General features: G+C 52.3%; 13 protein-coding genes. 6 read left to right on the plus strand and 7 right to left on the minus strand.

What is annotated here, in order from left to right; all coding sequences use genetic code 11:
• Window positions 1-51: 51 nt before the first annotated feature.
• The 4 genes from BUB30_RS33285 (at window position 52) to BUB30_RS33300 (ending at window position 4,064) form a co-directional block, all read left to right on the plus strand.
• Window positions 52-654: a hypothetical protein gene (locus tag BUB30_RS33285; RefSeq protein WP_143165187.1), complete on the plus strand. Its 603-nt coding sequence runs from the start codon at window positions 52-54 to the stop codon at window positions 652-654.
• Between the two features lie 8 nt (window positions 655-662).
• Window positions 663-2,471 carry an ABC transporter ATP-binding protein gene (locus BUB30_RS33290; RefSeq protein WP_073143171.1) on the plus strand — a complete coding sequence of 603 codons (1,809 nt, stop codon included), beginning with the start codon at window positions 663-665 and terminating at the stop codon, window positions 2,469-2,471.
• Between the two features lie 14 nt (window positions 2,472-2,485).
• A complete protein-coding gene (locus BUB30_RS33295; RefSeq protein WP_073143173.1) occupies window positions 2,486-2,902 on the plus strand; it encodes a Fur family transcriptional regulator in 417 nt (138 codons plus the stop codon).
• A gap of 175 nt (window positions 2,903-3,077) precedes the next feature.
• Entirely contained in the window at window positions 3,078-4,064 is a 987-nt protein-coding gene (locus tag BUB30_RS33300; RefSeq protein WP_245804218.1) for a TerC family protein, read from the plus strand.
• On the opposite strand, the gene BUB30_RS33305 is transcribed toward BUB30_RS33300, so the two are convergent.
• Genes BUB30_RS33305 through BUB30_RS33315 form a run of 3 tightly spaced genes read right to left on the minus strand, consistent with a single transcriptional unit; the run spans window position 4,061 to window position 7,041 of the window.
• Window positions 4,061-5,332, minus strand: coding sequence for a co-chaperone DjlA (locus tag BUB30_RS33305; protein ID WP_073143174.1), 1,272 nt, complete (start codon window positions 5,330-5,332; stop codon window positions 4,061-4,063). The two genes, BUB30_RS33300 and BUB30_RS33305, sit on opposite strands and share 4 nt — an antisense overlap.
• A 55-nt stretch (window positions 5,333-5,387) precedes the next feature.
• Entirely contained in the window at window positions 5,388-5,900 is a 513-nt protein-coding gene (purE, locus tag BUB30_RS33310) for a 5-(carboxyamino)imidazole ribonucleotide mutase (RefSeq protein ID WP_073143176.1), read from the minus strand.
• 1 nt (window position 5,901) lies between these two features.
• Entirely contained in the window at window positions 5,902-7,041 is a 1,140-nt protein-coding gene (locus BUB30_RS33315) for a 5-(carboxyamino)imidazole ribonucleotide synthase (RefSeq protein ID WP_073143178.1), read from the minus strand.
• Between the two features lie 155 nt (window positions 7,042-7,196).
• Here BUB30_RS33315 and BUB30_RS33320 point away from each other — a divergent pair, with 155 nt between their 5' ends.
• Entirely contained in the window at window positions 7,197-8,567 is a 1,371-nt protein-coding gene (locus BUB30_RS33320) for an enolase C-terminal domain-like protein (protein ID WP_073143180.1), read from the plus strand.
• 11 nt (window positions 8,568-8,578) lie between these two features.
• Here BUB30_RS33320 and BUB30_RS34740 read toward each other — a convergent pair whose 3' ends face one another.
• Genes BUB30_RS34740 through BUB30_RS33350 form a run of 4 tightly spaced genes read right to left on the minus strand, consistent with a single transcriptional unit; the run spans window position 8,579 to window position 13,282 of the window.
• Window positions 8,579-10,510: a peptidylprolyl isomerase gene (locus BUB30_RS34740; protein WP_084138533.1), complete on the minus strand. Its 1,932-nt coding sequence runs from the start codon at window positions 10,508-10,510 to the stop codon at window positions 8,579-8,581.
• Window positions 10,507-10,890 carry a tellurite resistance TerB family protein gene (locus tag BUB30_RS33340; RefSeq protein ID WP_073143182.1) on the minus strand — a complete coding sequence of 128 codons (384 nt, stop codon included), beginning with the start codon at window positions 10,888-10,890 and terminating at the stop codon, window positions 10,507-10,509. Before BUB30_RS33340 ends, BUB30_RS34740 begins: the two co-directional genes overlap by 4 nt.
• A 38-nt stretch (window positions 10,891-10,928) precedes the next feature.
• Window positions 10,929-13,049, minus strand: coding sequence for a ferrous iron transport protein B (feoB, locus tag BUB30_RS33345; RefSeq protein WP_073143184.1), 2,121 nt, complete (start codon window positions 13,047-13,049; stop codon window positions 10,929-10,931).
• Window positions 13,049-13,282 (minus strand): FeoA family protein, encoded by a 234-nt coding sequence (locus tag BUB30_RS33350; RefSeq protein ID WP_073143186.1) that lies wholly within the window; start codon window positions 13,280-13,282, stop codon window positions 13,049-13,051. The genes feoB and BUB30_RS33350 overlap by 1 nt, the downstream gene beginning before the upstream one ends.
• Before the next feature lie 215 nt (window positions 13,283-13,497).
• Here BUB30_RS33350 and BUB30_RS35390 point away from each other — a divergent pair, with 215 nt between their 5' ends.
• Entirely contained in the window at window positions 13,498-13,674 is a 177-nt protein-coding gene (locus tag BUB30_RS35390; protein WP_178377251.1) for a hypothetical protein, read from the plus strand.
• Window positions 13,675-13,681: the final 7 nt, after the last annotated feature.

The raw sequence follows: 13,681 nt of genomic DNA on the forward strand, positions 1-13,681 counted from the left end.
GAACGGTCGTACTACAGCACGTCCACCATTGCGATGTACAGGAAAATAGATTTGAAACCGATCGTTTGTGTTTTGCTTTTGGCCACGCTCTTTTCTTGCCAGACCGGCAAAAACAAGAACGTCGCGCTCTATAACGCCGATAGCCTCATCACCACCCAGGTGGCCTACCTCAGCGAGCACAAAGCAAGGCTCCACAAGATCACGAAGCTGGGCGGTAAAGAAAGTGAGGCCGCCACGGTTCCCAAGAGTGTGAAGGACTGGGAGAATGAGCTGGACATTTTCAGAGAACTGGCCAGCGTCAACAAACCTGTGAACCGCCGCCTGTATGCCGTGGAAAGATCCTCGGATGTGAAAAGCAACCTGGAGGTGAAATCATTTATCGGGCAACCGGAACCGGGCAAAAAAGAGGTGGAAATGCCCGTAAAGTATTTGAAAGTATTTTATCAAAACACGCCGGACAACATTCGGAAAATAGAAGCGCAGTATGATGAGTCGAACGCGCTGTATACCGGTAGCCGTTTTTTGAAGATGGAATTTCAGCAGGTATACAATAAAACCGTGCTCACATCCTACTCTATAACGGGAGGACAGAAAATATTCATGGGCGATTCCGTGAGTTATGACATCAGTGCCTTCGTGACGATACCAAATTAAAATTTATCATGGCGAAACGAGAAAGAGGAGGGGTAACCCTCAGTGCGGAGGAAAAGAGACCGATCAACAAAAAGACCATTCGCCAACTGCTGACCATTTTCCGGTTTGCATTGCCGTACCGCGGTGTTTTTATTTTTGGGCTGGTGGCATTAGCGTTATCCACATCGACGACACTGATTTTTCCCTATCTGGCCGGCCAGTTGCTGGACGTTGCCTCCAATAAGCCCACGAAGTTTTTCTCATCGATCAACCAGGTGGTGCTCGCCATGATGGGCGTATTGTTTTTTCAAGCGATATTTTCGTTCGTTCGCGTTTATACGTTTGCTTTAGTAAGCGAGAAGGGTCTTGCCGACTTGCGAAAAGCGGTCTATCAAAAAATCGTCTGGCTGCCGACCACGTTTTTTGATTCCCGACGGGTGGGCGAGCTGATGAGCCGCATCACGTCAGACGTGGGCACGCTTTCCGACATACTGTCCTTCACCATCGCCGAAATGTTACGCCAGGTATTGACGCTGGTGCTGGGCACAGCAGTGATCTTTTACCTGACGCCCAAACTTGCAGGATTTATGCTGCTCACCTTTCCGGTACTGGTTGTGCTGGCGCTGGTCTTTGGAAAATATATCCGGCGGCTATCCAAACAAACGCAGGATAAACTGGCGGACGCCAATGTAGTGGTAGAAGAATCCTTGCAATCAATTTCGGTTGTGAAGGCCTTTACGGGCGAGAACTTTGAAATTGGTCGTTACGCCAATGCGCTGCGCGAAACGGTGAGTGTGGCCATTCGCACGGCGCGTTTTCGCGGATTGTTCATTTCCTTCATCATCTTCACCATCATGGGGGGAATTGTTGCCGTGGGATGGTATGGCGCCACGCTGGTGCAATCGGGCGCCGACGGAATGACGACCGGTATGCTCATCTCCTTCGTGATGTACACCGTCTTCATTGGCGCCTCGGTTGCCGGACTGGGCGACATCTATGCCCAACTGCAAAAAGCCATCGGCTCGTCAGAGCGTCTGCAGGAAATCCTGGAGGAAAAAGATGAAGCCGAGCCAACGGCCGGACAGCCGTTCAGAGTGCATGGCGAGATTGAGTTCGAAAACGTGTCTTTTGCATATCCCACGCGACCCGAGTTTCCGGTGCTGAAGGGTCTTGATTTCAAAATCGAACGCGGCGAGAAAATAGCCCTTATCGGCCAAAGCGGCTCGGGCAAGTCGACCATCATCAACTTGTTGATGCGGTTTTACAACCTGAAACACGGCGTCATCAAAGTCGATGGCAACAACATAAAAGACGCTCACCTCACCAACTATCGCAAAAATATCGGCATCGTGCCGCAGGAGGTCATCCTCTTTGGGGGCACCATCCAGGAAAATATCGCCTATGGCAAACCCGGCGCTTCGTTTGACGAGATCCGGGAAGCCGCCCGCAAGGCCAACGCCCTGGAATTCATCGAAAGCTTCCCCGAAAAATTTGAGACCGTCGTGGGCGAACGGGGTGTGAAACTCTCCGGCGGCCAGCGCCAACGCATCGCCATTGCCCGCGCCATCCTGAAAGATCCGGCCATCCTCATCCTGGACGAGGCCACGAGCTCGCTCGACGCCCATGCCGAAGTGTTGGTGCAGGAAGCCCTGGAAAAATTGATGGAGGGTCGCACGTCCATAATTATCGCCCACCGGCTAAGCACCATTAAGAAAGTTGACCGTATCTTTGTGATCAAGGAAGGGACGTTGGCCGAAGTAGGCTCGCACGCCGAGCTGACCCGGATCAATAACGGGAACGGCATCTACAGTAACTTGCTAAAATTACAGCTCCAATAAACGGCGGGCACGCTATGAACAGTGCGATATCCGATACCTTGCTGAAGGACTTCAACCTTCGCTCTACCCCGAACCGGCAGGAGATCCTCCACCTGTTCCTGCGAAAAAATTATGCCCTCTCCCACGGGGACATTGAGAAGGAAATCGACAATTCCCTGGACCGCGTAACGGTCTACCGCACCCTGAAAACATTCCTCGACAAAGGACTTATCCATAAAGTGCTCGACGACGAGGGAGCCTTGAAATACGCCCTCTGCAACGAGGCCTGCACCACGGCCGGCCACCACCACGACCACGTGCATTTCAAATGCACCAAATGCGGACAAACCAATTGTCTTAACATTGAGGTTCCGGTGGTCAAATTGCCAAAGGGATACCGTGCCAGCGAGGTAAATTTGTTGATCCAGGGCGTGTGCGAGCGTTGCCTGTGAAAAAAGAGGTTCCGGACACCCGGTTCCTTTTCTAAATCCTTCCGGATAAATCAGCCGTGTATGTTTTCCGAGATGAAAATATATTTGTAGTTTTGACGTCCACTGTTTCTACAAACCGTGATTTTTTTATGTTTTTTGGCTTGAATAACCGGAATAATTCTCTTTGCTGTCATTGGTGAACATACTTCTATTTTCCCTCTTTAGAAACCAAAGTGAAAGGGAGACTATTCTATTTGGCCTATTTGCGCTGATCATCCTGGTTTTCCTGGTGTTGGATCTGGGGCTTTTTCATAAAACAGCACACAAGGTTTCGACAAAATCAGCCCTTTACCAGTCCATTTTCTGGGTAATTATCTCCACACTTTTTGGATTTTTCATCTATAAATACGATGAAAGCGGGGCCGACGGCGCCGTGGAATACTTCTCTGCCTACCTCACCGAATACGCCCTTTCCGTAGACAACATCTTTGTGATCCTGCTTATCCTGAAATATTTCCAGGTAAAGGAAGAATACTATCACAAGACGCTTTTCTGGGGTATCCTCGGTGCCCTGGTTTTTCGCGGTGTATTCATCTTCGTTGGGGCGCTGCTCATTCATCAGTTCCATTGGCTGCTCTATGGCTTTGGCGTGTTCCTGATCTACTCGGGGATCCGGATCTACTTCGAGGATGGCGACGAAAAGATCGAACCCGAAAAGAACCCCATCATGCGGATCTGCCGCCGCTACCTGCCCATGACCCAAGGCGACTACGGGGGGAGCTTCGTGGTGAAAGAAGGCGGGCGGCTGATGTTCACCCCGTTGTTCCTGGTTATTGTACTCATCGAAACCACTGACCTTATCTTCGCAGTCGATTCCATTCCTGCAGCTTTTGCCATCACCCAAAACGAATTCCTGGTCTACACATCAAACATCTTTGCGGTGATGGGGCTGCGAGCGATGTTCTTCCTGTTGGCGGGTGTGATCGACAAATTCTACCTGCTTCAAAAAGGATTGTCCATTATCCTCTTCTTCATCGGCGCTAAAATGTTGCTGGAGATATTCGAATTCAACGTCGGCGTATACACCTCGTTCTCGGTGATCATTGCCACGCTCACCCTTTCCATCATCTTCTCCATCATCGTTCCCCGCAAGGATGGCGACGGCGAAGAGGCAGGAAGCTAGTCCGGAACGCCGTCGGCAAAAAGATTTTTCGGAAGGATCTTCAGCAAGATCGGCAGCGTGAGAAATCGCTGCGGCAACGACACGATCACAAACGTGGGGATGGTTTTCAAAATGTGGATCAACTCCAGCCGTACCTGTTCCTTTTCTTCTAACGTAAGTTCATTGGCGCGCGCCTTGCGCATGAGGTTGAGCACGTTCTCGTTCTCTTTGATCTCTTTAAAAATGCGGCTCTTATTTCTTTCCGCCACCCGTGCCACGCGCCGGACGAACTGCTCGCTCACCTGTTGATAGTCTTGCTTGTCTTGCAGGTGTTCCAACTGTTCCCAATGCTCCAGCACAAACCCTTCGATGGCGATCATGCTGTTCTCCAGGTCTTCGTCTGAAACACCCAGGTAATGCGTGAAGCGTTTCAAAAAATCCAGTTCGGCCTGCTCCACTTTCTTGTCGGCCCAAATGGTGAGGATGGCGATTTCCAGGAAAAACTTTTTCAACAGCCACGAATTTTCCGTGGGCAGGTTGATGTCCTCCATGGCAAAACCTTCTTCGAATATTTTCAGTGCTTCCCGCCGGCGCTCCGACGAGAGGTCGGTGCTTTGAAGAAAGTGCTCATACAACTTACGCTCCTCATAAACCACTTCCTTGTTGGCGTGAGCGGCGGCAGCGATGACTTTTGTGACAGAGAACCGCAGCTCTTCGCGCTCGTATCGAAAAAAATCCACGACAATGCGATCGGCATTGGTGTGCATCCATTGCCCGTAGATGAAGACGTCTAGAAAAAGCAGGCTGTTATGAAAAAAGAAAGACCAGAAATTGCCTTCGAACCGCGCCGTATGTTCAATGCGTTTGTCGAGAATTTTTTCTGCCAATTCCAGCGGCGATTTTTTCCGGCCCAACAAGGTTTTGGTGGGCGTGGACAATTCGGGAAAGATGTTGTTGTAGAAATTGCCGATGCTCTCCAGGGTCTTCAGGATCACGACCGACAAGTCTTCGGCGGTCTTCACCGGCTTGTCGTAGTTGAGCAACGAACTGCTGATGAGACTTTCGGCCAGCAACACTTTCATGCGCTCCTTCTCATCCCATTCATCGAAATTCGGCAACGGCACTTCACCCACCGACTGGCCATACATGAGGCCCGTGGGCTGAAGGATGCGATAAAGTGAATGTTCGGGATGGGACGACTTTCGGCTGTTTTCAGTCGAAATGGTTTTCAGCAGTTCTTTACGGAACTCAAGATAGTCCTTAAGCCATCCTTTGTTGTGAGGGTTCATGCCGGGTATTCTGCAATTTCAAGTTACAGATTTTCGGCAAAACCAACGAATGGGGTCATAAGCTCGCTTTCCAGCCCTTTTTTTCAATGTTTTTGGCGGCGGCCTCCACCTTGGTTTTCAGGGATTTTTTGAAGGCATCGAGGCGTTTTCCGATGGTTTTATCGGATGCACCCAGGATTTGGGCGGCCAGGATGCCCGCGTTTCGGGCCCCGTCCAGGGCCACGGTGGCCACGGGGACGCCGGCCGGCATCTGCAAAATGGAGAGCACGGAATCCCAGCCGTCGATCGAGTTGGAGGATTTCACGGGCACGCCAATCACCGGCAGGGACGTGACGGAGGCGACCATGCCTGGCAAGTGGGCGGCTCCGCCCGCGCCGGCGATGATCACTTTCAGACCCTTGCTGCGCGCCTGGGTGGCATATTCAATCATGCGCAGCGGTGTGCGGTGGGCCGAGACAACGGTAAGCTCATACGCAATGCCCAGCTCTTCCAACACTTCGGCAGCGTCTTTCATGATCCTCAGATCCGATTGACTGCCCATGATAATACCGACAAATGGTTTGCTCATATCAGGCGACGACTTTTAAGGTTTGCTTTACAAAAGATACTTTCTTTTTCAGACGCTCCACGTCGGCATCCATGATGGTGACGTGGCCCATTTTGCGAAAAGGCTTTGTGAAGCGTTTTCCGTATAAATGTACATGCACGCCCGGCAGCTTCAGCACCTCTTCCAGGCCGGCATATTTTGCCAGACCGGTGTGTTCGGGCTCGCCCAGCAGGTTCACCATGGCGCTCGGTTGAATGAGCGTGGTGTCGCCCAGGGGCAGGTTCAGGATCGCCCGGAGATGTTGCTCGTACTGCGAGGTGATGTTGGCTTCAATGGTCTGGTGCCCGCTGTTGTGCGGACGCGGCGCCACTTCGTTCACGAGCACTTTCCCGGTCTTGGTCACAAACATTTCAACGGCGAGCAAACCCACCATCTTTAATTCGTGCACGATTTTCCGCGCGATGGTCTCTGCCTCGTGCACGACGTTTTTATGAAGCTGGGCCGGGGCAAAGAGATATTCCACGAGGTTGTGCACCGGGTGGAACACCATTTCCACCACGGGAAACGTGGTGATGTCGCCGCGCTCATTGCGGGCCACGATGACCGAAATTTCTTTTTCAAAATCGACAAGTTCCTCCAGCAGGCCGGGCGCATCAAAGGCTTTGTCGAGATCCTCCAACGTGCGGAGTATTTGCACGCCCCGGCCGTCGTAGCCTTCGCGCCCCAGTTTGTTTACGGCGGGAAGGAAATTTTTATTTTTTTTGACATCGGCGGCATTCTCCACCAGAATGAACGGTGCCGTGGGGATGTCGTAGTCGCGATAGAATATTTTTTGAGTGCGCTTGTCCTGGATCAGCTCGATCACATCGGGCTGGGGATATACCTTTTTGCCGGCGCGGGCCAGGGCTTTCAACGCGGTGGTGTTCACGTTCTCGATCTCGATGGTGATCACGTCACAGGCAGCGCCGAACTTCATCACCGTGTCATAGTCGGTGAGCTTGCCGTGGTGAAATTCCGCGAGCGAAGCGCACGGTGCATGTTCGTCGGGGTCGAGCGTAGCAAAGGGAATGTTGAAGTCGATGCCCGACTGAATGAGCATGCGTCCCAACTGGCCGCCGCCGAGAATGCCGAGTTTAAAATTTTGCTCGAAAGAAAGACTCAAGGGTTGTGAATTTGGCGAGAAAGTTAAGAAGGATCGCCGGATAAACAGAACGGCGAAATGAATTTATGGGTCCGGCCGGCAGTGTAAATCCTTTTTAAAGGGTAGGAAGACCGCCTGTTTTTCACGAGCTTAATTCGCACGTAAACCCCACAGCCATGAACCGCAGACTAAGCCTGAAAAAATTATTTGCCGGCGCCACCGCGGGCAGTCTCTTATCCCTGTCGCCACAACTGGCCGCAGCACACGAAAAACCGAAGTCCCCGGCAGGATTGCCACCCCTCAAGATCACCGACGTCAAGACCATACTCACGGCCCCCAACGGCATCCGCCTCGTGGTGGTGAAGATCATGACCAGCGAGCCCGGCTTGTATGGCGTGGGTTGTGCCACCTTCACACAACGGGCCTACGTCGTGCAAACCGCCATCGAAAAATACCTGAAGCCCTTCCTCCTCGGCCGCAACGTAGATGAGATCGAAGACATCTGGCAGTCGTCCTACGTGAGCTCTTACTGGCGCAACGGCCCCGTGCTGTTCAACGCCATGAGCGGTGTGGACATGGCCTTGTGGGACATCAAAGGCAAACGCGCCAACATGCCCGTGTATCAATTGCTGGGCGGAAAAGTGCGCAAGGGAGTGGACTTGTACTATCATGCTCAAGGAACGGAGCTTTCGGAGTTGGAAAATGCCGTGCAGGCCGCCGTGGAAAAAGGCTATCGCTATGTGCGCATACAAATGGGTCAAAAAGGGAATGCCAACTATGGCGCCAAGGGCCCCTCGGGCACACCCGCCAGTTCCCTGAGCGTGCCCCCGCAGCAAGCCGGTCCCACCGATCCGAAAGTTATTTTCGATCCTGCTCTGTATGCCCGTTCGGTGCCAAAGATGTTTGAAGCGATCCGGACAAAATTCGGTGAAGAGCTGGAACTGTTGCACGACGTGCACGAGCGCATCTCGCTGCCACAGGCCATCACCCTGTGCAAATCGCTGGAGCCTTACCGCCCGTTCTTCATCGAAGATCCCTTTGCGCCGGAAGACAACGAGCACTTCCGCCTGCTACGTCAACAAACCAGTGTGCCGCTCGCCATGGGAGAGCTGTTCAACACGCAGCATGAATATGTGCCACTCATCAAAGACCGGCTGATCGACTTCATACGCATCCACATTTCCCAGATCGGTGGACTGAGCCCCGCGCGGAAAGTGCAAGCCCTGAGCGAATTCTTTGGCGTGCGCACCGCCTGGCATGGCCCTGGCGATGCTTCACCCGTGGCCCACGCAGCCCAATTGGCATTGGAACTAACAAGCTACAACTGTGGCATCCACGAAGGCTATGTCTTTCCACCCGAAACCCGCGAAGTATTTTCGGGCTGCCCCGAAGTAAAAGACGGCTACATGTTCGCCCAGGAAGCCCCGGGATTGGGCATCGACTGCGACGAAAAACTAGCCGCCAAATTCCCCTTCCCCGAAGGGCCAAACTTCGACTACAGCTGGGGCACGACGCGCCGAAAAGACGGAACGGTCATCCGACCGTAAAAAAACTTTGACTAAGGTACAAGCGCAATCTCTAAGATCTCATCTCCAATCTCAAGCCGATGCACGACATCCATCCCACTCACCACCTCCGCAAAAATGGAATACTTTCCATCGAGGTGTGGAGTGGGCGAGTGCGTGATAAACCATTGAACGCCCTCCGTATCCTTGCCCGCAGAAGCCATGCCGACGCTTCCCGTGGTGTAGCGCCGCTCTGAAAATTCCGAACGAATAGAGTAATCCTCACCCCCATAGCCATCGCCGCGCGGGCACCCTGCCTGCACCACGAAGTTGGGCACCACGCGGTGAAAGAATTTGTGATCGAAATATTTTTGTTCCGATAAGCTTATAAAATTGGAAACCGAACCCGGTGTTTCCTCAATAAAAAAACGGATGGTGATGTCGCCACGCGTAGTTTTTATAATGGCTTTTTGATCGCGCGGAATGCGCTTCACCAACGCCCAGTCTATTGGGTGATTGAAAGGATTTTTAACAGGGGCAACATTTTTTCTGCCTTCGAAATAGGCGATCGCAGCCTCGAGGGGCTGCAGATTTTCGTAGTCTTTGGGCAATGAGAGCTTCTTTTTCGCTTCGTATAAAAAGGTGAGGTCGCGGACGGCGTGCTTAAATCCCAGCAGGGAGTCGGACAAGGCCTGCGAAAAAATGCCGATCACCGCGGGGTCGCCGGTGCGAATGCCCTTTGCATAGATCGACGCAAAGGTCTGGGGTGCTGTCGGATCGTTTCGCTTTTGAAAATTCAGGGCCACCAACGCGGTCGCGGCTGTGCTGCGAATGACCGGAGGATTTTCCAAGGATATTTTTTCGGCGATAAAATCGCGACTGGTAGTGGCGTGCTGAAGGCTGCCCAACAATGCTGATTTTTGATAGACGTTGGTGGCCGATGCATACGCTTTTTCAATTTCCCGGGCCAGCCCCGCATCGCCCTGCGAGGCACCGAGGGCCGTCTCGTATAGATTGGCCTGCACCCGCCAGTTGGTGCTGCTCCGTGCCTCGGCGGCAAGGTCTTTCCACGGTGCTTCCGAAATCCAGCCTTTGATGGCCTCAGAGGCTGCAATACAAACTTGTACATTTTCGTCGTGGAGGGCGCCGAGCAGGGCAGATTTTGTGCTTTCGAAAGGCATGGCCCCTAGCGCGCGGGCGGCATTGGCTCGCACGCGATAATCTTTGTCGGTTTGTAAAATATGCTGCGCGATGATGCGAGCCGAATCTTTTGCTATTCTTCGCAGCGCCAACGTTGTGGCCATGCGCACCTCGGCGAGGGCGTCGTGCTGTGCGGCCGCGAAAATGCTACCACTGAGCCGATCAAATTGCTTGGCGGCTCTTCCAAAAAAATGAGCGGCTGCGAGGCGGGTCGAGTCCGGGAAAACCGGGTTGAGCAAATGGATAGCTTTCTCATTCACCGCACTGTCGGCAGCACCGTTCATGCCGGCCCTGTAAAACGACCAGCCCAGCCCTTGGCTGAGTGAAGTATCGCGAGGGATGTAGGGGAAATCCCAATGTTTTGTTGTTTTTCCATAACCCTCCAAAATGGCAGAAAGCACGCCGGGATCTCTCTCCAAGCCAGAGGCTCGTGCAAGCATGCGTGCACCCTCCGCACACCCGGTCTGTCCAAGGGCAAAAGCTGCGGCCCTCCGTACGTCCTTCTCGTCATCGTTCAGCAAGAGTTTGGAAAGCCGTCCCGCCGCCATCGAATCCTGAATGGACGCAAAAGCGAGCGCAGCCTCCCGCCGGTAATTTGGATTTTTGTGATCCAAAAATTTGTAAAGACTGTCAGAGAGTCGTTGGTCCTGAAACTGTGCAATCCGGATGAAAACCGTATCGGCAAATTTATTGACACCGGTAGCCTGGGGTTTGCGACAAGCCATTGCACAGGCCACAATGGTCACTACGGCGATTGTTCTGAACGAAAAAAAAGAAAACTTCATGAGAGCGCGCTGGGATTCATCTTGGCATAGTTCACCACATCGTTGAACCCGATACCCGCAGAGTTGATGGAGTACAACAACAGCCGTATTTCTTTTACGTGAACGCGTCCGTCAATCTCCGACAGACAGTAGAGAAGGGCGAAGATCTTGAGCTTTTCCTGGTCGGAGCAAAGCTGAAGGTGCTCCAGGCCACTGTCGTAGATCTCTCTTTCGGATTTGTTTGACTTGGTCTCTTCAAAAAAACGGAGCACCTCGTCAGAGATCTTTTCGTCGGCCGTGATCTTGCACAACGCCTCCAATTCGCGAATGTCAATAATGCCGTCGGCTCCGATCAGCAGGTGCACCAGGTGCAGCAATCCCAGTTGATAGTTTTGATTCATGGGTTAAGGATTCCTAAAGATAGGAATTCTAACCTATATCAGGACAGGAGATGAAATACGGCGAACGCCGAAACATAAGCCAACGTGGTCATATAGGCCAATTGAATGAGGGGCCACTTCCAACCTTTGGTTTCGCGGTATACCACGGCGATGGTGCTCATACACTGCATGGCGAATGTATAGAAGACCAGTAGTGAAAATCCCGTGGCGGGTGTGAAACGCGGTCCTCCGGTTTCGGGATTCACTTCTTCTTTCATGCGGTCCTTTATGGTAGCGGCGTCATCGTCGCTCACGCTACCGATACTGTAAATCGTGGCCATGGTCCCCACGAATACTTCGCGTGCCGCGAAAGAGGTGATGAGCGCGATGCCGATCTTCCAATCATAGCCGAGCGGCCGGATGATCGGCTCAATACCCTTGCCGATAACACCGGCATAGGAATGTTCAAGCTTGTAGGCCGCCACACGGTCGTTCAAGCCCTGTTCTGTAAGGCGAAGATTTTTTGATTCCTCCAATACATTTTCCCGCGCCTTGCTCAATGCGTCGCCGGGACCGTAGCTGGCCAGCACCCACAGAATGATTGAAATCGCCATGATCACTTTTCCAGCCTCGAACACGAACGCCTTTGTTTTTTCGAGGATGGTATAGCCCACGTTCGACCACTTGGGAATGCGATAGGTGGGAAGCTCCATGATGAGATAGCTGCGTTCCTTTACGCGGATCAAAAGCTTCATCACGTAGGCAGAAACCAGGGCAGCGACAAATCCCAGTAAGTATAGCCCCATCAATGCCAGACCTTGCAAATTGAAAAAGCCCCACGCCTTTTCGTCGGGCACAATGAGGGCGACCAGGATCGTGAAGACCGGCAAACGTGCCGAACAGCTCATGAGGGGCGTCACAAAAATGGTGATGGTTCGCTCTTTCCAGTTTTCGATGGTGCGTGTAGCCATGATCGCGGGGATGGCACAGGCCACGCCCGACATGAGCGGCACAACGCTCTTGCCATTGAGCCCGAACTTGCGCATTACCTTGTCCATGAGGAACACAACGCGCGCCATATAGCCGGATTCCTCCAGCACCGAAATAAACGCAAACAAAATGGCGATCTGAGGAATGAAGATCATGATGCCGCCAATGCCGGGGATCAACCCTTCGGCCACCAAACTACTGAGCGGCCCTTCTGGAAGCACGGAGCCCAAAAAAGCACTCAGCTTGGCGAAGCCCGTGTCGATGAGGTCCATCGGCACTTGGGCCCAGGCAAAAATGGATTGAAAAATAAGAAAGAGCAGGGCGAAGAAAATGAGATATCCCCACACCTTATGGGTGACGATCTGGTCGAGGCGCGAGGAATTTTTCTTCCACGAATGATCGGAGGCCTTCAGTGTGACCGTGTTGAGCAAATCCTGGATGAAGCTATACCGCTGAATAGTCTCTGCACCTTGAAATTTGCCCGGGAAAAAAGAATACTTATTTCGAATGTTCGTGACCTTGGTCTGATCGGCGGCGCCTAGAAATTTGAGCGATTTTGGCTGTTCCAGGAATTGATACGCTTCATAATCGTTGTCGACGTTCAAGGTGGCGCGAAGTTCTTTAACAGCACTTTCAACTTCGGGCCAAATGGAAAAGACAGGTTTCTCTGGTGGGCTCAGAGGCTTTTCCATAAGCTTTTTCAACTCGTCGAGGCCAACACCTTTGCGGGCGTTGATGGCCACCACGGGCACACCTATTTTTTTTGAGAGGGCATTGAAATCGTAGCTGATGCCTGCCTTGGCGGCCAGGTCCATCATGTTTAAGGCCAAAATCGTGGGAAGACCCATGTCGATGATCTGCGTGAGCAACAAGAACCCGCGCTTCAGATTAGTGCCGTCTACGATGACAACGATTTTATCGGGAGTGGAAGGCGAATGATGATCTAATAGCACCTCGGCCACAATTTGTTCGTCGAGGCTGCGGGGGTAGATGCTATAGATACCGGGAAGGTCGATAATGTCGGCCGTGGTGCCGTCGGGAAGTTGCGAATGGCCGGTCCTTTTTTCGACGGTAACGCCTGGAAAATTCCCGATCTTTTGGTTGAGGCCTGTAAGGTGATTGAACAGCGAAGATTTCCCCGAGTTCGGGTTGCCCACCAGAGCAATCTTAGGCTTCCGCGACGAGGTCATTAATCGAGAATTGAGATCGTGGCGGCTTCTTCCAGCCGGAGGGATAGTTCATAGCCCGAGACGCTGATACACACCGGGTCGCCAAACGGGGCTGTAAAATTGAAGCGAACGGCGGCGCCGGGAAGACATCCCATTTCCATGAGCTTCACCGACAGATGGTCATCCGTAAATCCGGAAACAATGCCCACCTCACCTGGATGCATTTCCGCCACATTTTTTGAACTGCCCGCCATTTCCTCTTATTTAGATTAAATTTAAACAAGGCAAATATAAAGGCGGTTCCCCTCTCAAACAATGATTTATGACAGATAAAAACCTGAGATAAGGTTTCTTGCGGGATATTTTAAATAAGTAAGGAATCGCGGTCGGATTCCCATTAATCCCCGGTTTTTGGAGAGCGATTCGCCCTAATTTTGTGTTAGACCATAAACGTCCCTCCCGAAGCAACATGGAAACTCCAAATACGGATCAGAAGACGCCAAAAGAGACCCCGGAAACAAAACCCCAGCCTAAACCGGAAGAAAACGTCCCCCAGGAAAAACAACCGGAGGAAACGGAAGACCCATTCGACTTCGGCGGTCTCCCCAAACGCAACCTGAAAAAGAACCTCGGCTGCGGTGGCTGACGCTTCC

Origin of the sequence: Chryseolinea serpens (assembly GCF_900129725.1) — a bacterium.
Lineage (GTDB): Bacteria > Bacteroidota > Bacteroidia > Cytophagales > Cyclobacteriaceae > Chryseolinea > Chryseolinea serpens.

What these genes read in the sequence shown, in the direction of transcription:
- BUB30_RS33320 (WP_073143180.1), top strand. Translation starts at nt 7,197, where the DNA reads ATGAACCGCAGACTAAGCCTGAAAAAATTATTTGCCGGCGCCACCGCG.
- BUB30_RS33350 (WP_073143186.1), bottom strand. Translation starts at nt 13,282, where the DNA reads ATGGCGGGCAGTTCAAAAAATGTGGCGGAAATGCATCCAGGTGAGGTG.
- BUB30_RS33295 (WP_073143173.1), top strand. Translation starts at nt 2,486, where the DNA reads ATGAACAGTGCGATATCCGATACCTTGCTGAAGGACTTCAACCTTCGC.
- BUB30_RS34740 (WP_084138533.1), bottom strand. Translation starts at nt 10,510, where the DNA reads ATGAAGTTTTCTTTTTTTTCGTTCAGAACAATCGCCGTAGTGACCATT.
- purE (WP_073143176.1), bottom strand. Translation starts at nt 5,900, where the DNA reads ATGAGCAAACCATTTGTCGGTATTATCATGGGCAGTCAATCGGATCTG.
- BUB30_RS33340 (WP_073143182.1), bottom strand. Translation starts at nt 10,890, where the DNA reads ATGAATCAAAACTATCAACTGGGATTGCTGCACCTGGTGCACCTGCTG.
- BUB30_RS33290 (WP_073143171.1), top strand. Translation starts at nt 663, where the DNA reads ATGGCGAAACGAGAAAGAGGAGGGGTAACCCTCAGTGCGGAGGAAAAG.
- feoB (WP_073143184.1), bottom strand. Translation starts at nt 13,049, where the DNA reads ATGACCTCGTCGCGGAAGCCTAAGATTGCTCTGGTGGGCAACCCGAAC.
- BUB30_RS35390 (WP_178377251.1), top strand. Translation starts at nt 13,498, where the DNA reads ATGGAAACTCCAAATACGGATCAGAAGACGCCAAAAGAGACCCCGGAA.
- BUB30_RS33305 (WP_073143174.1), bottom strand. Translation starts at nt 5,332, where the DNA reads ATGAACCCTCACAACAAAGGATGGCTTAAGGACTATCTTGAGTTCCGT.